Below are 24267 nucleotides of genomic sequence, written 5' to 3'. Positions count from 1 at the left end.
ATGGACCTCTTCCAGTACGACTTCATGCTCCGCGCCCTGGTCGGCGCGCTGATCATCGGGCTGGCCGCGCCGGCGCTCGGCATCTACCTGGTACAGCGGCGGCTGGCCCTGATCGGCGACGGGATCGGGCACGTGGCGCTCACCGGCGTCGGCGCGGGCCTGCTGCTCAACCGCTCCCCCGTGCTGGTGGCGGTGATCGCCGCGACGCTCGGCGCGATCGTCATCGAGCTGGTCCGCGCGTACGGGCGCACCTCCGGCGACCTGGCGCTGGCGCTGCTGTTCTACGGCGGCATCGCCGGTGGCGTGGTGCTGGTCGGGCTCTCCAACGCCAGCAGCGGGGCGCTCAACGCGTACCTGTTCGGGTCGCTGACCACCACCTCGCAGGGCGACCTGGTCACCATCGGCGTGCTCGGCGCGGCGCTGCTGGTGACCATGCTGGTGCTGCGCCCGGCGCTGTTCGCGGTCTGCCACGACGAGGAGTACGCGCGCGTCTCCGGCCTGCCGGTACGCGCGCTGAACCTGATCATCGCGGTCGGCACCGCGATCACGGTGACCATCGCCATGCGGGCGGTCGGGGTGCTGCTGATCAGCGCGCTGATGGTGGTGCCGGTGGCCACCGCGCAGCAGGTGACCCGGGGCTTCCGGTCCACCATGGCGGCGGCCATGGCCCTGGGGCTGTTCGCCGCCGGCGCCGGGGTCTGGGTGGCGGCCACCGCTGACACCGCGCCCGGCGCGTCGGTGGTGCTGGTGGCGATCGGCTCGTTCCTGCTGGTCGCGCTCGGCGCGGCCGGTGTGCGGGCGCTGCGACGCCGGAGCGGGAGCGACCGGGCCGCGCCGCCGGTCGAGCCCGCCGAGCACGAGGTGCTGCTCGGATGAGGCCCTACCGGCTGACGCAGCTGGGATTGGTTACCGTTACAGGGTGACCGGCACGAACGGGTACGACGCCTTCGAGGGCGCGGGTGACCTGCTGCGCGCGCTCTCGGCCCCGATCCGGCTCGCGATCGTCAGCGAGCTGGCCGAGGGCGAGCGCTGCGTGCACGAGCTGGTCGAGAAGCTCGGCGCGCCACAGCCGCTGGTCTCCCAGCACCTGCGGGTGCTGCGCGGCGCCGGGGTGGTACGCGGGTCGCGGCGCGGCCGGGAGATCGCGTACGCCCTGGTGGACGACCACGTCGCGCACATCGTGGCGGACGCGGTCAGCCACGCCGGTGAAGGGCCCTCCTGAGGCGCGAAACTGTCTCGTGCCGGCAGGGCCGAGCCGTGGCAGGCTGTCCGGCGTGAAGATTTACGCCGACCGCTTTCCCACCGCCGCCCGCCAGTTCCTCACCGACCTGCTCGTGGTCGCCTGGGTGTACGCGGCGATCCGCTTCGCGCTGTGGCTGCACGACGTGGTCGAGAAGCTCGCCGTACCCGGGCAGAAGCTGGAGGGGGCCGGCGGTGGCCTCGCCGACAACCTGGCCGACGCCGGCGGCAAGGTCGGCCGCGTGCCGCTGGTCGGCGACGAGCTGACCGCGCCGTTCACCCGGGCCGCCGACGCCGCCCGCGCGGTCGCCGAGGCCGGCCGCGACCAGCAGGAACTGGTCGGGCAGCTGGCGCTCGGGTTGACCATCGCGGTGCTGGTGTTTCCGCTCGGCCTGGTGCTGTTCGGCTGGCTGCCGCTGCGGGTGCGCTGGATGCGCCGGGCCGGCGCGGCGAAGGCCCTGGCCGGCGCGCCGGCCGGCCGGGACCTGCTGGCGCTGCGCGCGCTGGCCGGTCAGCCGCTGTCGAAGCTGAACCGGATCGCGCCGGACGTCGCCGAGGCGTGGCGGCGCGGCGACGACGCGACTGTCGACGCGCTCGCCGCGCTGGAGCTGCGCGGGCTGGGGCTGCGCGGCGGCCGCTGACGTCCCGGCTCCCGGCTCCCGGCTGATGCACTTCTCGGCGTTATGCCTCTGAGTCATATTTATGAGAGGCATAACGCCAAAACAGAGTCCTTCCTCTGGCACCACGTGACACCGCGTAACGGGTCGCTGGCCCCGCCTGAGGACCGCCGGTCCGACGGCACGCCGCAGGTCCGGCACCACGGCCACGGGCCCGGGCCACGCCGCGACACCAGCTCGCTCCCCCGGTTCGGGAACGGAGACCGGTGGGGCGCGGCCGAAGTTCCTGCGCGGCCGGGCAGTCGCCGGACTCCACGTGGGCCGACGGACGACGCCGTCCGCAGGCGCAGCACGCCGGAACCCGGCACCGCACCGGCGGACGACGACCGCCGCGCGGGCGCGCCGAGGCGTAGCGGTTGGTCAGCGGGCCGGCGGGATGCGGCGGCGCACGTCCTCGGCGGTGGACGGCCCCGGTTCCCAGCGCGCCACCCACGGCAGGTCGGCGGGCGGCGTGAGGACGCCGTCCTCCAGCGAGGCGTACCGGCCGGCGACGATCCGCTTGGCGGCGGCCACGTCGACCGAGTCGGTGTTCGACCACAGGCCGGTGAACAGCTCGTCGACGCGCAGCCGCGCCTGACGGCAGAACAGGTCAGCCAGCTCGACGTTCTCCGGGTGCGCGTCCCGCTCGGCGTAGGCCCGGACGCAGACCGCGCTCATCGCGAACAGCTCCGCGCCGATGTCCACCACCCGGCCGAGGAACGCCTGCTTACGCTCCATCTTCCCCTGCCACCGGGACATCGCGTAGAACGTCGACCGGGCCAGCTTGCGGGAGGTCCGCTCGACGTGGCGCAGGTGCCCGGCCAGCGGCCCGAACTCCTGGTACGCCCCGGGCGTCTGCCCCTTGCCGACAGCGAGCGTGGGCAGCCACTTGGCGTAGAAGGCGCCGGCCCGCGCGCCCGCCTTCGCCTTGCGGCCCAGCCCGGCGTCCGGGTCGATGATGTCGCCCGCCACCGACAGGTGCGCGTCGACCGCCTCGCGGGCGATAAGCAGGTGCATGATCTCGGTGGAGCCCTCGAAGATCCGGTTGATCCGCAGGTCACGCAGGAGCTGCTCGACGGCGGCGGGCCGTTCGCCCCGGGCGGCGAGCGAGTCGGCCGTCTCGTACCCGCGTCCGCCGCGGATCTGGATCAGCTCGTCGGCGATCCGCCACGCCATCTCGCTGGCGTAGAGCTTGACCAGCGCCGCCTCGATCCGGATGTCGTTGCGGTCGTCGTCGGCGAGCATGCAGGACAGGTCGAGCATGGACTCCATGCCGTACGTGGTGGCGGCGATGAACGACAGTTTCTTCGCCACCGCCTCGTGCTCGGCCACCGGTCGGCCCCACTGGACCCGGTCCGCCGCCCACTCCCGGGCCACGTTCAGCGCCCACTTCCCGGCGCCCACGCACATGGCCGGCAGCGAGAGACGGCCGGTGTTCAACGTGGTCAGCGCGATCTTCAGGCCCTTGCCCTCGCCGCCGATCACGTTCTCGGCCGGCACGAACACGTCGTGGAAGCGGGTGAGGCTGTTCTCCAGGCCGCGCAGCCCGACGAAGGAGTTGCGCCGCTCGACGGTGATGCCGTCGCTGTCGCCCTCCACCACGAACGCGGTGATGCCGCCGCGCCGCCCCTCGCCGGCCGGCACCCGGGCCATCACCACGAGCAGGGTGGCGAGCGTGCCGTTGGTGGCCCAGAGTTTCACCCCGTTGAGCCGGTAGCCGGTGCCGTCCGCCGTCGGCTCGGCGGTGGTGGCGAGCCGGGCCGGGTCGGAGCCGACGTCCGGCTCGGTGAGCAGGAACGCGGAGACCTCACCGGCGGCTAGCCGGGGCAGGAACCGGTCCTTCTGCTCGGGTGTGCCGAACATCTTCAGCGGCTGCGGCACGCCGATCGACTGGTGCGCGGAGAGCAGCGCGCTGACCGCCGGGTTCACCGAGCCGACGAGCATCAGCGCCCGGCAGTAGTGCAGGTTGCTCAGCCCCAGTCCGCCGTACTTCCGGTCGATCTTCATGCCGAACGCGCCCAGCCCGGCCAGTCCGTGGAACACCTCGTCGGGGATGCGCGCGTCCCGCTCGATCGCCTCACCGTCCACCTCGGACCCCAGGTACGCCCGCAGCGAGCCGAGGAACTCGTCGGCACGGGCCACCTCGGCCGGGTCGGGGCGGGGCCACGGGTCGATCAGGTCGAGCCGGAACCGGCCGAGGAACAACTCCTTGCCGAAGCTGGGCCGGTCCCAGGCCGACTCGCGGGCCGCCTCGGCGACCTGGCGGGCCTCCTTCTCGGTGACCTGGCCCGCCTCTCCGGGCAGCGGCCCCGCGCCGTCGGGGGACTCGGGCCGGCTGTTCTGTGTCGTGGTCACGGCTGCCTCCTCGTCGGTCCGGCTGCGTCGACGCGCTCGACGAAAACGACGCTACCCCCGGGTGTTACCCAGGGGTAGCGCCGCGTGCACGTCCGATTTGGCGGACGGTCAGCCGCCGGTGAGCGTCTGCGGGTCGTCGTCCTCGTCGTCGATGTCGTCGTCGCCCCAGTTGCGGCGGCTGAACGGCAGGATCGCCCAGAAGATCAGGAACCAGAGCCCGGTGAGCGCGCTGAGCAGGAACGCGATCGGCCGGTCCAGCACGAAGTCGGAGACCAGCAGGACCGAGCTGACCATCGCGATCAGCATGAAGAACAGGCCGCCGGTGGCCATCCGGTGGGCGAAGCGGACCAGTTCCGGCTTGCGTCCCTGGCGGAACAGCGCCCGGTGGAACGCCACCGGAGAAATGATCATCGCGGCGGAGGCGGCGGCGGTCAGCAGCGCCAGGATGTAGACGTCACGCTGGAACTCGGTGGTCCGGTCGAACCCGGCGCTGAACGGCAGCGTCAGCAGGAAGGCGAACAGGATCTGCACGCCGGTCTGCGCGACGCGCAGCTCCTGCAACAGATCGGCGAAGTTGCGCTGCCAGCGCTGCTTCTCGGATTCCTTCGACACTCGCGGACCTCCCCGGGAGACGGCACGGCCGGCGGGTGAACGCCCACCGGCAGGACCGCCTGTGCCCCGTACGGATGATCACGAAACCGGTTCAGGAACCGCGGCGGATCCGCCCCGCGTACCGTGCCTCCAGCTCGGCGTTGTGCTCGTCGCCGCCGGTGATGTTCGCGGACAGGTAGACCGGCGGACGCTCCCCCGCCGCGACCAGCCGGGCCACCACCTCGGCGACGATCTGCTGGGCCAGCAGCGCCGCGGTGATCGACGAGACCGCGCCCACCGCGCCGCCGCCCGGCAGCGGCAGCGTGGCGTCGCCGTACGGGGCGCCGTTGTCCAGCACCACGTCGGCGAAGTCGGCGAGCTTGCGGCCGGACGGGTGCCGCGACGTCATCCGGGCCGAGTGCTGCGCCGACGTGATCGCCACCAGCCCGTGCCCGCGTTCCTTCACGATGGACGCGAACTCGACCATCGCCCCGTTCACGCCCGAGTTCGAGGCGAGCACGAACACGTCCTGCGGCCGGATCGGCGCCAGCTCGTAGAGGCGGTGCGCCACCGCCGGGTCGCGTTCCAGCTTCGGGCCCAGCACGTCGGCCGGGTCGCCGCCGACCAGCACCAGGTCACGCAACGCGATCCGGTTCGTGGGCACCAGCCCACCGGCCCGACCGGCGATCTCCATGGCCAGCGCCTCGGAGTGCCCGGTGCCGAACGCGTGCACCACGCCGTCGGCGCGCAGCGCCGCCGCGATCAGGTCGGCCGCGTCCGCCACGTTGCGCCGCTGTTCGGCGGCGACCCGGCCGATCGTCTCGGTCACCACCGCCAGGTACGCCTCGGCGCTCACCGTCATGCCTCCTCCGTTCCTGCGCACCGGGCGAGGATCGCCTCGGCCAGCGGGCCGGGCGCCTCGTCCGGGATCCAGTGGCTGACGCCGGGCAGCGTCACGAACCGGTAGTCACCTGTGACGTGCGCGGCGCACGCCTGCGCGGCCGTCCGGCCGATCGCCACGTCCTTGTCGCTCCAGACGAACGTGGTGGGCACCCCGACCGGGGCGACCGCCTTCATGTCCGCCCCGGTCATCGCCCGGTACCAGTTCAGCGCCGCCGTCAACGCCCCCGGCTCGCGCATCGGCTCGGCGTACCGGGCCACCGCGCCGGCGTCGCCCACGCCGCTGAGCAGCTTGCGCAGCGTGGCACCGTTCCACGCCAGCAGCACCCGCTCCGCCGTACCCGGCTTACGGAACAACGCTATGTACGCGGACTTGACCTTCTGCCGCGGGTCGGTGGCGAGCGCGTGCCCCATCGCGGCCGGGTGCGGCACCGACACCGCGGTCAGCGTCCGCACCCGCTCCGGGTGCGCCGCCGCCAGACCCCACGCCACGATCGCGCCCCAGTCGTGGCCGACCACGTGGGCGCGGGTCACCCCGAGGGAGTCCAGCACCGCCGCCGCGTCGGCCACCAGCTCCGGAATCCGGTACGCCCCGACGTCCGCCGGCCGCGCGCCGGGCGAGTAGCCGCGCTGATCGAGCGCGTACGTGCGCAGCCCGGCGGCGTGCAGCGCGGGCGTCACCGCGTCCCACTCGCCGGAGTGCTGCGGGAAGCCGTGCAGCAGCAGGACCGGGTCACCGCCCTCGGGGCCACCGGCGCGTACCTCGAACGTCAGTCCCCGCGCATCCACCAGCATGATCGCCACCATACCGACACTCGCCCTGCTGGGCCGGGGCCCGTGGTCGGTGCTAGCGTCTGCGACGAGACAACTTCACATCCGACAGGGGAGCGCACAGCGCTGAGAGTGCGGGCCGGTGCCCGCAGACCCTCGAACCTGATCTGGGTAATGCCAGCGCAGGGAGTTCGGTCGACCTCCAGCCGCGTCGCCGTCCGGTGACCACCGGGCGCGGCGTGCGTCTTCTCCTGGTTCACCTCGACGAACTGGGAGCCAACCGTGAACCACACCGACAGCAACCGCTGGCGTACCGTCGACATCGTCGTCGCCTCGGTCATCGCCGTCACCTTCGGCGTCGTGTTCCAGCTCTGGAACATCCTCTGGAAGGGCAGCGACGGGCCGTTCGCCTTCTTCGCCCCGCTCCAGTCGGTCATGTACGGCGTCTGGCTCATCCCGGCCGTGCTGAGCGCGCTCATCGTCCGCAAGCCGGGGGCGGCGCTGCTCACCGAGACCGTCGCCTCGGCCGTCTCGGTGCTGCTCGGCTCCCCCTACGGTGCGATGGCGATCCTCCAGGGCGCGGTGCAGGGCCTGGGCGTCGAGGCGGTCTTCGCGGCCACCCGGTACCGCCTCCACCGGCCGCTCACGGCGGCGCTCGCCGGCGCGTGCGGCGGCCTCTTCGCCACGCTGTTCGACGCTCTCTACTGGTACCCCGGCACGAGCTGGACGACGTTCCGGCTGCCCTACATCGCGTTCGGCGTGCTCAGCTGTCTGCTGGTGGCCGGCCTGGGTGCGGTGGCCCTCACCCGCGCGCTGGCGAACACCGGCGTCCTGGACCGCTTCCCCGCCGGCCGCGACCGCGCCCTGGTCTGAGGCTCGCCTCGCCTCGCCCCGCCCCGGTGATCAAGGAGTTTGCGTCCGCCGGGCACGGTTTTCCGGACGCGAACTCCTTGATCACGCAGGCTGGGCCGGGAGAGGGGGTGGTGGGCGGTGAGCGGGGTGGTGCTGCGGGGGTTCGGGTGGCGGCACGGGGGACGGAAACGCTGGGCTCTGCGCGGGGTGGATCTGCGCGTGGAGAGCGGCGAGCGGGTGCTGCTGCTCGGACCCTCCGGCGCCGGTAAGAGCACGCTGCTGGCGGCGCTGGCCGGGCTGCTGCCGGAGGACTCCGGCGAGCAGGAGGGCACCGTCGAGATCGACGGGCTGGACCCGCGCAAGGCCCGCGAGCGCGTCGGCATCGTCTTCCAGGATCCGCAGACCCAGCTCGTCATGGCCCGCTCCGGCGACGACGTGGCGTTCGGGCTGGAGAACCGGGGCGTGCCCGCCGGGGAGATCTGGCCCCGCGTCGACGAGGCGCTGCGCCGGGTCGGCTTCCCGTACGACCGGGACCGGCCGACCGCCGCGCTCAGCGGCGGCGAGCAGCAGCGGCTCGCCCTGGCCGGCACGCTCGCGCTGCGCCCCGGACTGCTGCTGCTCGACGAGCCCACCGCCAACCTCGACCCGGCCGGCGCCGCGCTGATCCGCCGGGCCGTCGCGAACGCGCTCGACCCGGACACCACGATGGTCCTGGTGGAGCACCGGGTCACCGAGGCGCTGCCGCTGGTCGACCGCGTGGTGGTGCTGGAACCGGGCGGCGGGGTGCGCGCCGACGGGCCGCCCGCTGCGGTCTTCGCCGCGCACGGCGACGCGCTGGCCGCCGCCGGGGTCTGGGTGCCCGGCCACGTCACGCCACCCCGGCACGCCACCACGCCGCCCGGCGACGTGCTGCTCACCGCGGAGCGGCTCGGCCTGCCGCCCCGGCTCGACCCCACCGATCTTCGGGTACGCGCCGGCGAGGCGCTCGCCGTCCTCGGCCCCAACGGGGCCGGCAAGTCCACGCTGGCGCTGCTCCTGGGCGGCCTGCTGAAACCCGGCACGGGCGGCGTCACCGCGTCGGCGGAACTGGCCGGGCGGGACGCGCGCACTCCCCCGCACCGCTGGCGGGCGCCCGCGCTGGTACGCCGGATCGGCTCGGTGTTCCAGGACCCGGAACACCAGTTCGTCACCGCCACCGTCCGCGACGAGCTGGCGCTCGGCCCGCGCCGCACCGGGCAGCCCCAGGCAGCGGTCAGCGCCACAGTGGACGCCCTGCTGGAGCGGCTGCGGCTGGACCGGCTGGCCGGCGCCAACCCGTACACCCTCTCGGGTGGCGAGGCGCGGCGGCTGAGCGTGGCGACGGCCCTGGCCACCGCGCCCCGCCTGCTGATCTGCGACGAGCCCACGTTCGGCCAGGACCGGCGCACGTGGCTGGAACTGATCGACCTGCTCGCCGAGCTGCGCGACGCCGGGCACGGCGTGGTGGCGGTGACCCACGACGAGGACTTCGTTGCCGCGCTGGCCGACCGGACGCTCACCCTGGGGGCGTCCTCGTGATCAACGTCGAACCGGTCGCCGCGCCGGGCGCTCCGCTGGCCCGGCGCAACCCGGTGGCGAAGCTGGCCGCCGCGATGGTGTTCACGCTGATCCTGGTGGCGACGCTCGATCCGGTGGCCCCGGCCGTCGCCATCGCCGTCGAACTCGCGGTGCTGCCGCTGTTCGGCGTCCGCTACCGGGTGCTGGCCCGCCGCGCCTGGCCGCTGCTCGCCGGTGCCGTCGGCATCCTGGTCACGCTTGTGCTCTTCGCGGCCGACCGTTCCGGCCCGGTGCTGCTCCAGGCCGGGCCGGTCCTGGTCACCGAAGGGGTGCTCGTCACGGCGCTGGGCCTGGTGCTGCGGATGCTCGCGGTGGCGCTGCCCGGCATCGTCGTGTTCGCCACCACCGACCCGACCGACCTGGCCGACGCGCTGATCCAGAACGCGAAGGCGCCCGCCCGGTTCGCCATCGGCGCGCTGGCCGCGTTCCGGATGGTGCCGCTGCTGGAGCAGGAGTGGCGGATGATCAGCATGGCCCGGCGGGCCCGTGGCGTGGACGCCGGCCGCAATCCGGTGGCGAAGCTGCGGCTGTTCGGGTCGACCGCGTTCACGCTGTTGGTGGGCGCGATCCGGCGCGGTACACGGCTCGCCGTCGCGATGGACGCCCGGGGCTTCGACGCGGGTACGCCGCGCACCGTGGCCCGCCCGCAGCGCTTCACCGGCGCGGACACGCTGCTGGTCGTGGGATCGGCCCTCCTGGCCGCCGCCGCTCTGGCGACAAGCATCGCCCTGGGCACCTTCCGCCCCCTGATCGGCTGACCCCACCCTCGCCCTGCCCCGCCCCGCCCCGTTGATCATGAAGTTGACGGCACGCACGGGTTGCCCGTTTTGTCGCCGCCAACTTCATGATCGACCGGCGTCGGGGAAGATCTTGGTAGGAAATGGTCCCTATAGGGGCCGAAATCTTCCAAGATCTCTAGGGACACCGGCGGTGGGGGCGAGCGGCGGGAAGGAGAAACGCTGCCCGGGCAAGGACCCGGATGAGGGGCCTGCCCGGGCAGCGGGCGACGGGAACCGGCCTGCCGGTCAGCTCCGGCGGAACGCGTAGAAGCGGGTCTGGCCGGCGCGCTGGCTGCGCCCGGTGACCCGGGCCTGCCGCCCTGCCGGTGGGCCGGATCGGGGCGGCGTCGCGGGCGCGCTGAGCAGGACCGGAGTCTCCGGTGACGCCGAATGCGGCGCCGCGTCCAGGGACCCGGCGGACGCCACCGGCTCCGTCGGGAGCACCACTGCGGGCGGCGCGGTGAGCGCGTCGAGCGCCGGCGCGATCACCTGCGGCGAGGACTGTTTGCGGGACTTCTTCGGATTGCGCTTCGCGGGCATTCGCGGGCCTCCTGTCGTGCGGGCGCGCCGACCGGGACGCGCCGAGCGAGGACTCCGGCGCATTCCGATCACGACAGACACCGCGACCGACGGTGGCGGGGAAGGATGCGGACGCCCGGAGCAGGACGGGTCCACGGCACTCGCGGCGGTGGACCGGGCTCGGAGGTGGGGCGTCACATACGCATGCGGCAACGCTATCGCGCCACCGGCGAGTCCCGCAGCCGAATTAAGCCGAGGGACGTACGGCCACCCGCCGGTCACACCCTGTGGACACCGTCGCCCACATCCTCGACGGCCGCGATACGGTCGCAGCACGGCAGTACGGACGAGAGGTGGCGGTACGCATGGCAGAGCAGGCGACGGCGCAGATCGGGGTCACCGGTCTGGCGGTGATGGGCCGCAACCTGGCCCGGAACCTGGCCCGCAACGGCTTCGCCGTGGCGGTGCACAACCGGTCGCCGGAACGTACCCGCAGCCTGGTCGCCGAGCACGGCGACGAGGGCACGTTCGTGCCGTCGGAGTCGCTCGCGGACTTCGTCGGCTCGCTGGAGCGGCCCCGCGCGGTGATCGTGATGGTGAAGGCCGGCGCCCCGACCGACGCGGTGATCGACGAGCTGGTCCCGCTGCTGGAGGAGGGCGACATCGTCGTCGACTGCGGCAACGCGCACTTCGCCGACACCCGCCGCCGGGAGGAGGCGCTGCGCGCGCACGGGCTGCACTTCGTCGGTACCGGCGTGTCCGGCGGCGAGGAGGGCGCGCTGCTCGGCCCGAGCATCATGCCCGGCGGGTCGGCCGAGTCGTACCAGAAGCTGGGGCCGATCTTCTCCAAGATCGCCGCGCACGTGGACGGCGAGCCCTGCTGCCGGCACGTCGGGCCGGACGGCGCGGGCCACTTCGTGAAGATGGTGCACAACGGCATCGAGTACGCCGACATGCAGCTCATCGCCGAGGCGTACGACCTGTTGCGGGCCGGTCTGTCGGCGAGCCCGGCGGAGATCGCGGAGATCTTCCGGGAGTGGAACGGCGGCGAGCTGGGGTCGTTCCTCATCGAGATCACCGCCGACGTGCTCGGCCACACCGACGCGGCAACCGGTCAGGCGTTCGTCGACGTGGTGCTCGACCAGGCCGAGCAGAAGGGCACCGGCCGCTGGACCGTGCAGAGCGCGCTCGACCTGGGCATTCCGATCACCGGCATCGCCGAGGCCACGTTCGCCCGGTCGCTGTCCGGGCACGCCGGCCAGCGCGAGGCCGCCCGCCGGGTGTTCGCCGACGCGGGCGAGAAGTGGCAGGTGGACGACCGGGAGACGTTCGTCGAGGACGTGCGCCGCGCGCTGCTGGCCAGCAAGATCGTCGCGTACGCGCAGGGCTTCGACCACATCCGCGCCGGCAGCCGGGAGTACGACTGGAACATCGACCTGGGCGGCACGGCCACCATCTGGCGGGGTGGCTGCATCATCCGGGCCGGTTTCCTGGACCGCATCCGCGAGGCGTACGACGCGGAGCCGGACCTGGCGACGCTGCTCGTCGCGCCGTGGTTCGCCGAGCGGGTCAGCGCCGGCGTACCGGCCTGGCGACGGGTGGTGGCCGACGCGGCCCGGGCGGGCGTGCCGGCACCGGCCTTCGGGTCGTCGCTGGCCTACTTCGACGCGCTGCGGGCGCAGCGGCTGCCGGCCGCGCTGATCCAGGGGCTGCGGGACAACTTCGGCGCGCACACCTACCACCGGGTGGACCGGGACGGCTCGTTCCACACGCTCTGGGCGGGCGACCGCTCCGAAGTGGAGGCGTGAGCCCGGCCGGACACCTCACCAGGCCCGCTGGGCGTGCGGGTCGGGCGCCCAGCCGGCCGCCGGCTCGCCGGCCGCCAGTTCGCCGATCTCGCCGGAGCGGACCGCCGGGGTGTGCCCCAGTTCGGCGCACCACCGCTCGGCCAGCTCGGCGCACAGCCCGGCGACCGCGTCCCGGCGGTCCGGTTCCACCAGGTCGGCGGCGGCCAGGGCAGCAGTCATCTCGTACCGGAGATCGCGCATCCTCCACCCCCGTGGCGGGCGCGCACCCGGCGGCGCGCCCTGCGCCGATCGTAGAGCGCAACGCCCCGCGCCCGGCGGGAAAGCCGGATGCGGGGCGTACCGGTCGGGCCGACGTCGCAGGTCAGAAGAACCGGCGACGCCTGGCCTTCTGCGGCCGGATCAGGTCGGCGCCCTTGGTCAGCAGACGGCTCACCCCGGACGGGCCGCGACGGGCCTCCAGGGTGTGGCTGAGCCGGCGCGCGCCGGCCGCCGCCAGCGGCACGGCGACCGCCATGACCGCCCACTGCGCGATCCGCTTCTGAATCATGTGGTTCACCTCCGCGTTTGCTGTCTGGAGGTATCGGTACCCAGAGCGGCGCGCCGGTAAGCCTGCCCCCTCAGGCGCCCGGGGCGACCGGGTTGGGCAGGGCGCCGCCGAAGCGGCGGTCGCGCTGGGCGTACAGCTCGCAGGCGTACCAGAGGTGGCGGCGGTCGAAGTCGGGCCAGAGCGTGTCCAGGTAGACCAGTTCGGCGTACGCGGTCTGCCAGAGCAGGAAGTTGGAGATGCGCTGCTCGCCGGAGGGGCGCAGGAACAGGTCGACCTCGGGCACCTCGGGGTGGTAGAGGTACCGCGCGACAGTCTTCTCGTTCACCTTGGCCGGGTCCAGCCGGCCGGCGGCGACGTCCCGGGCGATCCCGGCGGCGGCGTCGGCGATCTCCGCCTGGCCGCCGTAGTTGACGCAAAACTGCAGCGTCAGCGTCGAGTTGCCGCGCGACATCTCCTCGGCGGTCTGCAACTCGGAGATGACGCTCTTCCACAGCCGGCCCGCGCGGCCCGACCAGACCACCCGTACGCCCAGATCGACGAGCTGGTCGCGGCGGCGACGGATGACGTCGCGGTTGAAGCCCATCAGGAAGCGGACCTCGTCGGGCGAGCGCCGCCAGTTCTCGGTGGAGAACGCGTACGCCGACAGGTAGGGGATCCCCATCTCGATCGCGCCTTCGACGGTGTCGAAGAGGCTGTGCTCGCCCTGCTCGTGCCCCTTGGTGCGGGGCAGGCCGCGCTCCTTGGCCCAGCGGCCGTTGCCGTCCATCACGATGGCGACGTGCCGGGGCACCGCGGCGGGCGGCAGCGCCGGCGGACGGGCCCCGGAGGGGTGCGGGGTCGGCGGGACCGGCTCGCGGCGGGTCGCCCTCGTCGATCGGATCACTCGGTCATCTCCCTGTTCACACCGGCGACGGGCCCGGCGCCGGAGCGCGGCGGGGCCACATCCGGTCCCGCGCCGCCGGGCGACGGGACCGCGCCGGCCGCCGGGGCGCCCCGGTCGACCAGCGGCAGCGAGCGTAGCGCGCGTTCCAGATGCCACTGGAGGTGCGCCGCGACCAGCCCGCTGCACTCCCGGCGTACGCCGGTCTCGGCCGCGTCGGCGTACCCCCAGTCGCCGGAGGTCAGCGCGGACATCAGCTCCAGCGTGGCGGGCGCGGGGTGGGCGGCGCCGGGGGGCCGGCAGTCCGGGCAGACGGCGCCGCCGGCCGGTACGGAGAACGCGCGGTGCCGGCCCGGCTCGCCGCAGACCGCGCAGGCGGCGAGCGCCGGCGCCCAGCCGGCGAACGCCATGCCGCGCAGCAGGTACGCGTCGAGCACCAGCGTGGTGGCGTGCTCGCCGCGGGCCAGCGACTTCATCGCGCCAAGGGTGAGCTGGAACAGCCGCAGCGACGGTTCGCGCTCGACCGGGGTGAGCCGCTCGGCGGTCTCGGCGATCGCGCTGGCGGCCGTGTAGCGGGGGTAGTCGCCGAGGAACCGTTTTCCGTACAGCTCGATCGCCTCGACCTGGCTGACGGTGTGCAGCGAGCTGCCCTGGTTGCCCTTGGGGTCACCGGCGAGCTGGAGGTCGACGTGCCCGAACGGCTCCAGCCGGGCGCCGAACCGGCTCGTGGTGCGCCGCACGCCCCGGGCCACCGCGCGCAACCGGCCGTGCCGGCGGGTGAACAGCGTGATGATCCGGTCGGACTCGCCCAGCTTCTGCACACGCAACACCACCGCGTCGTCGCGGTAGAGCTGTCGGCGGTACCCGGCCATCAGGCCATTCTCCCTCCGGGTGCGATCTCAGGGTCGGCTCGGGGTGGACCGGCGGGCGATCCCCGATGTGCCGGGCGCCGGGCCGGACCTAGTGTGCTGGCCATGGCTTCGCTCCGTACCGCGGTGGCCGCGACCGCTGCCGCCACGCTCATCGTTCTCTCCGGGTGTGACACCCTCTCGTTCCGCCGGCTCGACTACGACCACACCGAGCAGGCGAAGATCACCCGGATCACCGTGACGGAAGACGGCTCCGGGGACGTCGTGGTCCGGGCCAACGGCCCGGCCGACCAGGTACGGATCAAGCGCGTCGTCCGCTACCAGGGCGACGAGCCGACCAGCCGGTACGAGATCAAGGGCGACGAACTCGTGCTGCCCACCGACTGCGGTCACCGGTGCAGCATCTCCTGGGAGGTGACCGCGCCGCCCGGCGTGGCGGTGAAGGGCGGGACCGCCTCGGGCAACGTCGACCTGACCGAGATCGGGGCGGTGGAGTTCACGCTCAGCTCCGGCGACCTGACCATCCGGGGCGCCACCGGAGAGGTCCGCGCGTCGTCCACGTCCGGCAACATCCGGGTGGTCGAGGCGGCCCGCCCGGTGCGGTTGCGGGCCCGTTCCGGCGACATCGAGGCCCGGCGCCTCGCCTCCGCGGTCGACGCCGAGACCACCTCCGGCAACGTCGTCGTGGAACTGGACCAGCCCGCTCCGGCCCGGCTGCACGCCACCAGCGGGGACGTGGACCTGGCCGTGCCGGCCGGCCGCTACCGGGTGCGGGCCGAGGCGAGATCCGGGGACACCGACGTGACGGTGACCGACGACCCGGGCGCGTCAGTGCTGCTGGACGTCTCCGCCACCAGCGGGAACGTGACGGTCACCAGCCGCTGAGCGCGGTCAGTCGGCGGCCGGGGCGTCCCGCCGGTGGCCGCCCGCGCCCGGCGGCGGGTCGTCCGCCCGGTCCACCGCGCGGCGCGGCGACGGGATCCGGGCGCCGGCGCCCACCAGCCCGTCCTGGGCGCCGGCGGGAGCCGGGCTGGCCGGGGCGGCCGCCGCCCGCTCCGCCACGGTCCGCCGCGGCCTGCCGGGAAGCAGTTCCGGGGTACGCCGGGCGGCCACGTCCTCGACCCAGCCGACCATCAGCGTCACCACGCCGACCAGCGCGAAGACCAGCCCCACCCGCAGCCACAGGCCGACCGGGTCGCGTGGCGACCAGCCGACCAGGCCGACGAGCGGGGTGAGCGCCACCACGAACGGCATGTGCCAGAGGTAGATGGTCAGCGCGCGCCGGTTCACCACCGTCACCGCGCGGCCGAGCGCCGGCAGGCGGTCGACCCAGGTCACCCCGGTCGGCGCGCGGCCGATCGCGACCAGGATGAACGCGGCCGACCAGAGCGCGTTACCGAGCGGGATGTCGTTGATGTCGTACCCGCGCGGGCCGGGATGGGTGAAGATCCAGGCCAGGCCGGCCGCGCCGACGACGGCGGCCACCGGCAGCAGCACCCGGTTGCGCATCCGGCGCAGCAGCCCGTCGTGGTGGGCGAAGCCGAGCAGCCAGGCGCCGAAGTAGAGGCCGAACTCGCGCAGCACCGTCGGCGGGTTCGCCAGGATGCCGGCCTCGATCGCGACCAGGAGCAGGTACGGCGCGGCCAGCGTGGGCAGCGGCGCCCGGCGGAACAGCCACAGCACGAACGGTGAGGCGAGCACGAACCACAGGTAGTCCCGCAGGTACCAGATCGGGCTGAGCGCCAGCCCGCCCCAGTAGTTGGCCGGTGGGTCACTGATCGGGAACAGCCAGAGCAGCACCTTCGGGCCGAACGCCAGCCCGGTGAGCAGCATGGCCGGCACGAAGACGGCGGCGACCACCCACAGCGACGGCAGCAGCCGGCGCAGCCGCCGCCCGACCGCGCCCACCCCGCTGCGGTCCAGCGACGCGGCCATCAGCGACCCGGCCAGGGCGAACATCACCGACATCGCCGGGAACACCAGCGTGAGCGTGGCGTAGCCGGTGACGTGGTACGTGACGACTCGGAGGATGGCCAGGAAGCGCAGCAGGTCCAGATAGCGGTTTCGCATCAGCTCGCGGCGGGGTCCGGGGGCAGAGACAATGGTCCCTACCCTGCTCCCGGACACCTCGAAACAACCACAGACGCCTATGAAAAGTGAGATGTCCCATAGGCCTGACTGATCCTGATCACCCGTCGCCGAGCACGCCCGGCCGAGGGCTCAGAAGCCGAGCTTGCGCAGCTGCTTCGGGTCGCGTTGCCAGTCCTTCGCCACCCGTACGTGCAGGTCGAGGTAGACCCGGGTGCCGAGCAGCTCCTCGATCTGCCGCCGGGCGGTGGTGCCGACGTGCTTGAGGCGGCTGCCCCGGTGGCCGATGACGATGGCCTTCTGGCTCGACCGCTCGACGTACACGTCGGCGTAGATCTTGGTGAGGTTGCCCTCCGGGATCATCTCCTCGACCACCACCGCGATGGAGTGCGGCAGCTCGTCGCGTACGCCCTCCAGCGCCGCCTCGCGGACCAGCTCCGCCACCAGGACCTGCTCCGGGTCGTCGGTGAGCATGTCGTCCGGGTAGAGCTGCGGAGACTCCGGCAGGTAGCCGGTCATCACGTCGACGAGCGTGTCGACCTGGTGCCCGGAGACGGCACTGACCGGCACCACGGCGGCGAACTCGCCCAGCTCGCTGACCGCGAGCAACTGCTCGGCCAGCCGCTTCTTGTCCACCAGGTCGGTCTTCGTCACCACCGCCAGCACGGTGGCCTTCAGGCTCGCCAGCTCGCCGGTGATGAAACGGTCGCCCCGGCCGACCGGCTCGTTCGCCGGCACGCACAGGCCGATCACGTCGACCTCGCTCCACGTCTCCCGGACCAGGTCGTTGAGGCGCTCCCCCAGCAGCGTGCGGGGGCGGTGCAGGCCCGGGGTGTCGACAAGCACGAGCTGCGAGTCCGGCCGGTGCAGCACCGCCCGGATGATGTGCCGGGTGGTCTGCGGCTTGTTCGAGGTGATCGCGATCTTGGTGCCGACGATCGCGTTCGTGAGCGTCGACTTGCCGGCGTTCGGCCGCCCGACGAAACAGGCGAAACCGGCCCGGTAGGGACGCGCCTCAGGCGTGGTCACTCGACCACCGTGCCGAGCACGGCGCCGTCCGGCGCGGCCACGTGGATCGGCGCGTCGGCGGACAGGTCACGCACCGCCGCGTGCCCCGCCCCGTCCAGCGTCGACGCCTCGGTCACCACCACAGCGGCCTCCAGCCGGCTCGCGCCCGCCGCCACCGCCGAAGCGACAGCCAGCTGGAGCGCGGTGAGCGTCAACGACGGCAGCGCCACGCTCGCCGCCGCGTACGTCCGGCCGTCCTGGTCGCGGACCGCGGCGCCCTCCACTGCCGCCACCCGGCCCCGCGCGCCCCGGGCCAGCACGACGAGCTTGGCGTCCTCGGCGCTCAGCTCGGCCGGATCAGCCGGGGTGGGCAGGGCGGCGGGCACGGCGGGTGTCTCAGGCATCGGCGGATTGCCTCTCCTCGGAACGGTTGTTGTCGCCACGGGAATCGGGCGGGTCGTTTCGGTTCGCGCCCTCCGGCGCGTCGCCCCGGTCGACGCGGCTCACCAGAACCGTGTCGATCCGGTTGCGCCGGCCGGTGGTGCCCTCGGCCATCAGCCGCAGGCCGGCCACCTCGGCCTCGGCGCCCGGGATGGGCACCCGGCCGAGCGCCTGCGCCAGCAGGCCACCGACCGTCTCCACCTCGTCGGTGGGCAGCTCGGTGTCGAACAGCTCGCCCAGATTCTCCACCGGCAGCCGCGCGGTCACCCGCACGGCCCCGTCCGGCAGATGCTCGACCGGCGGGCGCTCGACATCGTACTCGTCGGTGATCTCCCCGACGATCTCCTCCAGGATGTCCTCGATGGTGACCAGCCCACCGGTGCCGCCGTACTCGTCGACCACGATGACCAGGTGGTTGCGGGCCGCCTGCATCTCCGAGAGCAGGTCGTCCACCGGCTTGGACTCCGGCACGAACGTGGCCGGGCGCATCAGCTCGGCCACCGGCATCTGCCGGGCGCCCTGGTCGCCCTGCACCCGCCGGATCAGGTCCTTGAGGTAGAGCACGCCGAGCACGTCGTCGACGTTCTCGCCGATCACCGGGATGCGGCTGAACCCGGAGCGCAGGAACAACGCCAGCGCCTGGGCGAGCGTCTTGCGCTCCTCGATCCACACCATCTCGGTACGCGGCACCATCACCTCGCGCGCGATGGTGTCGCCGAGCGCGAAGACCGAGTGGATCATCTGGCGCTCGCCGTGCTCCACCACGCCGCGCTGCTCGGCCAGGTCGACCAGCTCCCGCAGCTCCACCTGGGTCGCGAACGGCCCCTCGCGGAAGCCCTTGCCCGGGGTGACCGCGTTGCCGATCAGGATCAGCAGCGACGCCAGCGGGTTGAGCGCGCGGCCCAGCCAGCGCACCAGCGGCGCGACCGCGCGGCCGACCGCGTACGCGTGCTGGCGGCCGATCGTGCGCGGCCCGACCCCGACCACCACGAAGCTCACCACCGTCATGGCGCCGGCGGTCACCAGCGCCGCCCGCCAGCCCGCGCCGAACGTGTCCACAGCCACCAGCGCGACCAGCGTGGTGGCGGTCAGCTCGGCCAGCAGCCGCAGCAGGAGCAGCAGGTTCAGATGGCGGACCACGTCACCGGCGACCACCTGCAGGGCCCGCCCGCCGCGCGCCCCGTCCCGGGTCAGCTCCGCGGCGCGGGCCGGGGAGACCGCTGCGAGCGCCGCCTCGGTCATCGCGATCAGGCCGGCGAGGACCACCAGCCCGGCGGCGAAGACCAGGAGTTGAAGATCGGGCAGGCCGGCGGGCGCGCGGACCGCCGCCAAGGTGTCCATCACCGCGACCGGGTCGACCGCCAGCTGGCCAGCAGCCGGGCCTGGAGACCGAACATCTCCCGCTCCTCCTCGGGCTCGGCGTGGTCGTAGCCGAGCAGGTGCAGCACGCCGTGCACGGTGAGCAGGTGCAGCTCGTCGGCCGCCGAGTGCCCGGCCACGGCGGCCTGCTTGGCCGCCACCTCCGGACAGAGCACGATGTCGCCGAGCAGGGCCGGCTCACCGCCGGCCGGGGCGCTCTCGCCCGGGCCGTGGTCGACGCTGCCCTCGTCCATGGGGAAGGCGAGCACGTCGGTCGGGCCGTCGCCGCCCATCCAGCGGTGGTTCAGCTCCGACATGTACTCGATGTCGACGAGCAGCACGGACAGCTCGGCGAGGGGGTTGACCCCCATCTCGTCGAGGGCGTGCCGCGCGACGGCGAGCACGGCGTCGGTGTCGACCTCGACACCCGACTCGTTGGCGATCTCGATGGACAACTGTCTTCCTCTGATGGTGTGACGGCTTGCGCCGGTGGTCAGCGGCGCCGGCCGGCCCGGCCGCCCTGGGCGGTCCGCCCGGGTACGGCGTGCACGCTCTGGGCCTGCTGGTTCTCCCGCTCGGCGTCCCAGCGGGCGTACGCGTCGACGATCTCACCCACCAGCTTGTGGCGGACCACGTCGGAGCTGGAGAGCTGGGCGAAGTGCACGTCCTCGACGTTGTTCAGGATCTCCCGGACCACGCGCAGGCCGCTGGTCGTCCCGCCGGGAAGGTCCACCTGGGTGACGTCACCGGTGACGACGATCTTGGAGCCGAAGCCGAGCCGGGTGAGGAACATCTTCATCTGCTCGGGCGTGGTGTTCTGCGCCTCGTCCAGGATGATGAACGCGTCATTAAGCGTGCGGCCCCTCATGTATGCCAGCGGCGCGACCTCGATCGTGCCGGCGGCCATCAGCTTCGGGATGGTCTCCGGGTCGAGCATGTCGTGCAGCGCGTCGTAGAGCGGGCGCAGGTAGGGGTCGATCTTCTCGTTCAGGGTGCCGGGCAGGAAGCCCAGCCGTTCCCCCGCCTCGACCGCCGGGCGGGTCAGGATGATCCGGTTGACCTGCTTGGCCTGCAGCGCCTGCACTGCCTTCGCCATCGCGAGGTAGGTCTTGCCGGTACCGGCCGGGCCGATCCCGAAGACGATGGTGTGCGCGTCGATCGCGTCGACGTACTTCTTCTGCCCGAGCGTCTTGGGACGGATGGTGCGGCCGCGCCGGGAGAGGATGTTGAGCGTCAGAACCTCGGCGGGCCGCTCGGCGCCGCCCTGCTCGAGCATGCCGACGGTACGCCGTACCGCGTCTGTGGTCAGGGTCTCGCCTTTCTCGATCAGTTCGAGCAGCTCACTGAAGAGACGCTCGGCGAGGGCGTTGTCGGCGGGCGCGCCGGTGATGGTGATCTCGTTGCCGCGCACGTGGACGTCGCTGTTGACCGAACGCTCGACGAGTCGCAGGATCTCGTCGCCCGCGCCGAGCAGGTTCACCATGATCTTCTGGTCTCCGACCGTGATCCTGGTCTGCACGCGCGGCGTGCCGGGAGGTGGGGTGCCGGTCATAGGTCGGGCCGTCGGGCCCTGCGCCACCTGCTCTCCGCTTCTCTGTGCCGGGCCCTGCTGGCGCGGCGTACGGTTACCTCCCATCGTATCGGGTCGGCACCGCGCACACCGCGCCCATTTCCGGCGCTCGGCGATCAGTCACCGGCGCGGAAGTCGTACCCGTCGAAGGTCTCCTGGCGGCGGGTGAAGCGGTAGGTCGCCCAGTGCATCCGGACCACCACGCCGTGCTCGTCGCGCGTGAGCCGCAGCAGCTCCCCCACCTCCCGGCCGGAGACCGTGCGGAACACGTCCGGCCGGTCCGGCAGCGGCGCGAACACCGCAGGCGGCTTCCCGGCCGGGTCGTCCGCGCCCCGGGCCCGCAGCGTCTCGTCGTGCCAGGAGAAGACGTACTCGAAGCCCTCGCCCCACCAGCGGCCCAGCATGCCGCGCAGGTGCGCCGGCGCGGGCGGGCCGGGACGCCACGGCTCGATCTCCGCCGGGTCGTGCTCGGCGGCGGCGGCGAGCAGCCGGTGCGCCAGGTCGAACACCTCCACGCCGGCGCCGGACGAGCCGAGCACCGCGGCGCCCATCGCCCCGGCGGTGCCCTGCCCGCCGCGCCGCCCGTAGACGGCGGCGAGGAATCCGGGCATCGCGCCGTCGTGCCCCACGTGGGTCACCCGCTCGGGCTGCGGCACCAGGATCAGCCCGAGGCCGAAGCCGGCCGTCCAGACCGACTCGTCGGTGGTGGTGAGCGGCCAGCGCATCTCCTCGACGGTGGCCGCGGCGAGCACCGCGCCGTCCGGGTCGAGCGCCGCCGGGTCGGCCAGGAAGGCGGCCCACCGGGCCATGTCCGGCGCGGTGCTCCAGAGCTGGGCTGCGGGGGCCACCGCGCCGAAGTCGGCCGGTGGCTCCGGGTGGGCCTCGTCGGAGTACGCGTCGACCAGGAACCCGGTCGCGGCACGCTCGGTCGGGGCCGGACCGGTGGCGGTCAGCCCGAGCGGGGCGAGGACCCGGTCGGCCAGCACCTCGGCCCAGGTCCCGCCGCGCAGCCGGGCCACCATCTCGCCCAGGAGGGCCATGCCGAGGTTGGAGTAGTGGAAGCGCCGCCCGGTGGGCAGCACCCGCTCGACCCGGGCCAGATCGGCCAGCAGCTCCTCCACGGCCGGGGCGCGCAGGCTGTCCCACACGTCGCCGTGGGGCTCGCGTTGCAGGCCGGCGGTGTGCGACAGCAGCCGGCGTACGGTCAGCTCGCCGTGCGCCGGCAGGTCGAGGTGCCGCCCGACCGGGTCGTCCAGGTCGAGCAGGCCCTCGTCGCGGCACTGCATGACGAGTACCGCGGTGAACGTCTTGGTGACCGAGCCGATCCGGAACACCGTCTCCGGCCCCAGCGGGGTGTCGTTGCCGGTGTCGCCCACGGCGCAGGTCCAGAGCGGCCGGTCGGCGCGGTGCAGGGCGGCCGACACCGCCGGGATCCGCCCGGTGGCCTGCGCCTGGCGCACCATCCGGCCGAGCCGGTCGGACACGTCGGTCATCGGCAGAGCATCGGGCCGAGCGGCGCGCCGCCGAGCAGGTGGGCGTGCACGTGGAAGACCTCCTGGCCGCCGTACGGGCCGGTGTTGAACATCAGCCGGAACCCGTCCACGGTCAGGCCCTCCTCCTCGGCCACCACGGCGGCGGTCTGGAGCACCTCCCCGGCCAGTTCGGGCGCGCCCTGGGCCAGCGTGGCCACGTCGGCGTAGTGCTCCTTCGGGATCACCAGCACGTGCGTGGGCGCCTTCGGGTCGATGTCCCGGAAGGCCAGGGTGGTGGCGGTCTCGCGGACGATGGTGGCCGGAATCTCCCCGGCGACGATCCGGCAGAAGAGGCAGTCCATCGCAGCAGTGTAAGGAGGGGCCCCCGCTTAACGCCTCCGGCATGGGAAGGGGCCCTTCTTAACACCCCGGGCCGGTGCGGCAGGATGGCCGCCATGGCGGGACGGGCGGTGCTGGTGACGGGGGCCTCGCGGGGCATCGGGCGGGCGGTGGCGCGAGCGTTCGCCGCAGGTGGGGACCGGGTGGCGATCCACCACCGGGACTCCGCCGAGCTGGCGGAGCGGCTGCGCGCCGAGCTGCCCGGCGACGGGCACGTGGTGGTACGCGCCGACCTGGCCGACCCCGACGCGGTACGCGCCATGGTGGACGAGGCGGCCCAGCGGCTCGGTGGCCTCGACGTGCTGGTGAACAACGCCGGTGTGTTCGGGCCGGCCGATCCCCCGCACCCGGTCTTCGAGAGCAGCTACGAGCAGTGGCGGGCGCGGTGGCGGGAGGTGCTCGACACCAACCTGGTCGGCGCGGCGAACGCGGCCTGGTGCGCCGCGCAGCACATGCGCGACAGTGGGGGCCGGATCGTCAACGTCTCGTCCCGGGGCGCGTTCCGGGGCGAGCCGGCCAACCCGGCGTACGGGGCCAGCAAGGCCGGGATGAACGCGATGGCCCAGTCGCTGGCGGTGGCCCTGGCGCCGTACGGCATCGGGGTGGCCTGCGTGGCGCCCGGCTTCGTCGAGACGGACATGACCAACGAGCACCTGAAGGCAGAGCGGGGCGAGGCGGTACGCGCGCAGTCCCCGTTCCACCGGGTGGCGCGTCCGGAGGAGATCGCGGCGGCGGTGCACTGGCTGGCGAGCCCCGAGGCCGAGTGGGCCTCAGGAACGATCATCGACCTGAACGGCGCTTCCTACCTCCGCTCCTGACCCACCCTCCCCCGCTACCAGTGGGTCAGGCGGGTGGCCAGGACTGTCAGGGCGGCCACGCCTGCTGTGGACGTACGCAGCACCGACGGGCCCAGGCGGACCGTGCGGGCGCCCGCCTCGGCGAACGTGGCCAGCTCGTGGTCGGCGATGCCGCCCTCCGGGCCGACCACCAGGACGATCTCCCCGGCCGTCGGCAGGTCGACTGTGGTCAGCCGGTCCTGCGCGCCCTCGTGCAGCACGAACGCGGCGGCCGCGCCGGCGATCCGGCGGGCCACCGTGGCGGTCGACTCGTCCGGGGCGCCGGCCACCACCGGCAGCCACGGGCGGCGGGCCTGCTTGGCCGCCTCCCGGGCGGTGGCCACCCACTTCTGCCGGGCCCGTACGCCCCGGTCGCCGCGCCACTGCGCCACCGAGCGGGACGCCGCCCACGGCACGATCTCGTCCACCCCGACCTCGGTCATCGCCTGCACGGCGAGTTCACCCCGGTCGCCCTTGGCGATGCCCTGCACCACGACGAGCCGCGGGACGGGCGCGTCCGCGTACCCCCGGCTGGTGACGCGCAGGTCGAGCGTGCCCCGGCCGACGGCGGTGACCACCGCGGCGGCGGTGCCGCCCCGGCCGTCGGCGAGCAGCAGCTCCTCACCGGCCCGCAGCCGCTGCACGGTGGCCGCGTGGTGGCCCTCCGGGCCGTCCAGCGTCAGCGTGTCACCGGTGGGCAGCGCCTCGACCAGGAACAGCGGGGCGGACACC

At 73.6% G+C, this 24267-nt stretch carries 27 protein-coding genes and 1 riboswitch; of the genes, 9 read left to right on the top strand and 18 right to left on the bottom strand.

Features of this window, described 5'->3' with window-relative positions; all coding sequences use genetic code 11:
- From HA073_RS29205 to HA073_RS29195, 3 genes are read left to right on the top strand one after another with little or no spacing between them, the layout of a single operon-like run.
- Positions 1–876: a metal ABC transporter permease gene (locus HA073_RS29205; RefSeq protein ID WP_166457767.1), complete on the top strand. Its 876-nt coding sequence runs from the start codon at positions 1–3 to the stop codon at positions 874–876.
- 43 nt (positions 877–919) lie between these two features.
- Positions 920–1222, top strand: coding sequence for a metalloregulator ArsR/SmtB family transcription factor (locus HA073_RS29200; protein WP_030503145.1), 303 nt, complete (start codon positions 920–922; stop codon positions 1220–1222).
- Positions 1223–1274: 52 nt separating this feature from the next.
- Positions 1275–1880: a hypothetical protein gene (locus tag HA073_RS29195; protein ID WP_113972675.1), complete on the top strand. Its 606-nt coding sequence runs from the start codon at positions 1275–1277 to the stop codon at positions 1878–1880.
- A gap of 396 nt (positions 1881–2276) precedes the next feature.
- Here HA073_RS29195 and HA073_RS29190 read toward each other — a convergent pair whose 3' ends face one another.
- From HA073_RS29190 to HA073_RS29175, 4 genes are all read right to left on the bottom strand, one after another.
- Positions 2277–4250, bottom strand: a complete 1974-nt coding sequence (locus HA073_RS29190; RefSeq protein WP_069087970.1) for an acyl-CoA dehydrogenase family protein — start codon at positions 4248–4250, stop codon at positions 2277–2279.
- A gap of 108 nt (positions 4251–4358) precedes the next feature.
- Entirely contained in the window at positions 4359–4862 is a 504-nt protein-coding gene (locus HA073_RS29185) for a DUF6328 family protein (protein WP_043329032.1), read from the bottom strand.
- A 91-nt stretch (positions 4863–4953) separates the two neighbouring features.
- Positions 4954–5703 carry a sugar isomerase domain-containing protein gene (locus HA073_RS29180; RefSeq protein ID WP_030503141.1) on the bottom strand — a complete coding sequence of 250 codons (750 nt, stop codon included), beginning with the start codon at positions 5701–5703 and terminating at the stop codon, positions 4954–4956.
- A complete protein-coding gene (locus HA073_RS29175) occupies positions 5700–6536 on the bottom strand; it encodes an alpha/beta fold hydrolase (protein ID WP_205798956.1) in 837 nt (278 codons plus the stop codon). Before HA073_RS29175 ends, HA073_RS29180 begins: the two co-directional genes overlap by 4 nt.
- 76 nt (positions 6537–6612) lie before the next feature.
- Positions 6613–6719, top strand: a riboswitch (TPP riboswitch).
- A 75-nt stretch (positions 6720–6794) separates the two neighbouring features.
- On the opposite strand from HA073_RS29175, the gene HA073_RS29170 reads away from it, so the two are divergent.
- The 3 genes from HA073_RS29170 (at position 6795) to HA073_RS29160 (ending at position 9718) form a co-directional block, all read left to right on the top strand.
- Positions 6795–7385, top strand: coding sequence for an ECF transporter S component (locus tag HA073_RS29170; protein ID WP_064448685.1), 591 nt, complete (start codon positions 6795–6797; stop codon positions 7383–7385).
- Positions 7386–7502: 117 nt separating this feature from the next.
- Complete coding sequence (locus HA073_RS29165; RefSeq protein WP_166457766.1) at positions 7503–8921, top strand: ABC transporter ATP-binding protein; 1419 nt, start codon at positions 7503–7505, stop codon at positions 8919–8921.
- A complete protein-coding gene (locus tag HA073_RS29160) occupies positions 8918–9718 on the top strand; it encodes an energy-coupling factor transporter transmembrane component T (protein ID WP_166457765.1) in 801 nt (266 codons plus the stop codon). The genes HA073_RS29165 and HA073_RS29160 overlap by 4 nt, the downstream gene beginning before the upstream one ends.
- Positions 9719–9985: 267 nt before the next feature.
- Here HA073_RS29160 and HA073_RS29155 read toward each other — a convergent pair whose 3' ends face one another.
- Positions 9986–10279, bottom strand: coding sequence for a hypothetical protein (locus tag HA073_RS29155; RefSeq protein WP_166457764.1), 294 nt, complete (start codon positions 10277–10279; stop codon positions 9986–9988).
- A gap of 344 nt (positions 10280–10623) precedes the next feature.
- Between HA073_RS29155 and gndA the strand changes: the two genes are divergently transcribed.
- Positions 10624–12066: an NADP-dependent phosphogluconate dehydrogenase gene (gene gndA / locus HA073_RS29150; protein WP_043331024.1), complete on the top strand. Its 1443-nt coding sequence runs from the start codon at positions 10624–10626 to the stop codon at positions 12064–12066.
- Positions 12067–12081: 15 nt separating this feature from the next.
- On the opposite strand, the gene HA073_RS29145 is transcribed toward gndA, so the two are convergent.
- The 4 genes from HA073_RS29145 to recO all read right to left on the bottom strand — a co-directional run bounded on the left by HA073_RS29145 (position 12082) and on the right by recO (position 14365).
- On the bottom strand, positions 12082–12306 hold the full coding sequence (locus HA073_RS29145) for a hypothetical protein (protein WP_043329023.1): 225 nt from the start codon (positions 12304–12306) through the stop codon (positions 12082–12084).
- 121 nt (positions 12307–12427) lie between these two features.
- Positions 12428–12613, bottom strand: a complete 186-nt coding sequence (locus tag HA073_RS29140; protein WP_013287960.1) for a hypothetical protein — start codon at positions 12611–12613, stop codon at positions 12428–12430.
- Positions 12614–12683: 70 nt separating this feature from the next.
- Positions 12684–13496 carry an isoprenyl transferase gene (locus HA073_RS29135; RefSeq protein WP_166457763.1) on the bottom strand — a complete coding sequence of 271 codons (813 nt, stop codon included), beginning with the start codon at positions 13494–13496 and terminating at the stop codon, positions 12684–12686.
- Positions 13493–14365: a DNA repair protein RecO gene (gene recO / locus HA073_RS29130; protein WP_043329020.1), complete on the bottom strand. Its 873-nt coding sequence runs from the start codon at positions 14363–14365 to the stop codon at positions 13493–13495. The genes HA073_RS29135 and recO overlap by 4 nt, the downstream gene beginning before the upstream one ends.
- Before the next feature lie 102 nt (positions 14366–14467).
- On the opposite strand from recO, the gene HA073_RS29125 reads away from it, so the two are divergent.
- Positions 14468–15247 carry a DUF4097 family beta strand repeat-containing protein gene (locus HA073_RS29125; protein ID WP_043331022.1) on the top strand — a complete coding sequence of 260 codons (780 nt, stop codon included), beginning with the start codon at positions 14468–14470 and terminating at the stop codon, positions 15245–15247.
- Between the two features lie 6 nt (positions 15248–15253).
- On the opposite strand, the gene HA073_RS29120 is transcribed toward HA073_RS29125, so the two are convergent.
- The 8 genes from HA073_RS29120 to HA073_RS29085 form a co-directional block, all read right to left on the bottom strand.
- Positions 15254–16432, bottom strand: a complete 1179-nt coding sequence (locus tag HA073_RS29120; RefSeq protein ID WP_166457762.1) for an acyltransferase — start codon at positions 16430–16432, stop codon at positions 15254–15256.
- A gap of 150 nt (positions 16433–16582) precedes the next feature.
- On the bottom strand, positions 16583–17479 hold the full coding sequence (gene era, locus HA073_RS29115; RefSeq protein ID WP_043329016.1) for a GTPase Era: 897 nt from the start codon (positions 17477–17479) through the stop codon (positions 16583–16585).
- On the bottom strand, positions 17476–17862 hold the full coding sequence (locus HA073_RS29110) for a hypothetical protein (RefSeq protein WP_030503128.1): 387 nt from the start codon (positions 17860–17862) through the stop codon (positions 17476–17478). The genes era and HA073_RS29110 overlap by 4 nt, the downstream gene beginning before the upstream one ends.
- Positions 17855–19264 (bottom strand): hemolysin family protein, encoded by a 1410-nt coding sequence (locus HA073_RS29105; protein WP_176722779.1) that lies wholly within the window; start codon positions 19262–19264, stop codon positions 17855–17857. Before HA073_RS29105 ends, HA073_RS29110 begins: the two co-directional genes overlap by 8 nt.
- A complete protein-coding gene (gene ybeY / locus HA073_RS29100; protein WP_030503126.1) occupies positions 19240–19713 on the bottom strand; it encodes an rRNA maturation RNase YbeY in 474 nt (157 codons plus the stop codon). The genes HA073_RS29105 and ybeY overlap by 25 nt, the downstream gene beginning before the upstream one ends.
- A 38-nt stretch (positions 19714–19751) precedes the next feature.
- Positions 19752–20810, bottom strand: coding sequence for a PhoH family protein (locus tag HA073_RS29095; protein ID WP_030503125.1), 1059 nt, complete (start codon positions 20808–20810; stop codon positions 19752–19754).
- A gap of 134 nt (positions 20811–20944) precedes the next feature.
- Positions 20945–22321 carry a serine hydrolase gene (locus tag HA073_RS29090; RefSeq protein ID WP_166457761.1) on the bottom strand — a complete coding sequence of 459 codons (1377 nt, stop codon included), beginning with the start codon at positions 22319–22321 and terminating at the stop codon, positions 20945–20947.
- Positions 22318–22662, bottom strand: coding sequence for a histidine triad nucleotide-binding protein (locus HA073_RS29085; protein WP_013475524.1), 345 nt, complete (start codon positions 22660–22662; stop codon positions 22318–22320). Before HA073_RS29085 ends, HA073_RS29090 begins: the two co-directional genes overlap by 4 nt.
- A 93-nt stretch (positions 22663–22755) precedes the next feature.
- Here HA073_RS29085 and HA073_RS29080 point away from each other — a divergent pair, with 93 nt between their 5' ends.
- Positions 22756–23517 (top strand): SDR family NAD(P)-dependent oxidoreductase, encoded by a 762-nt coding sequence (locus HA073_RS29080; protein ID WP_069087978.1) that lies wholly within the window; start codon positions 22756–22758, stop codon positions 23515–23517.
- Positions 23518–23531: 14 nt separating this feature from the next.
- Here HA073_RS29080 and HA073_RS29075 read toward each other — a convergent pair whose 3' ends face one another.
- Positions 23532–24266, bottom strand: a complete 735-nt coding sequence (locus HA073_RS29075; RefSeq protein WP_064448691.1) for a 16S rRNA (uracil(1498)-N(3))-methyltransferase — start codon at positions 24264–24266, stop codon at positions 23532–23534.
- Between the last annotated feature and the right edge of the window lies 1 nt (position 24267).

Source organism: Micromonospora sp. CMU55-4 (assembly GCF_011602315.1).
Taxonomy (GTDB): domain Bacteria; phylum Actinomycetota; class Actinomycetes; order Mycobacteriales; family Micromonosporaceae; genus Micromonospora; species Micromonospora chalcea.
Note: the sequence above shows the minus strand (reverse complement) of the source record. Positions and strands in the feature narration are given on the sequence as shown.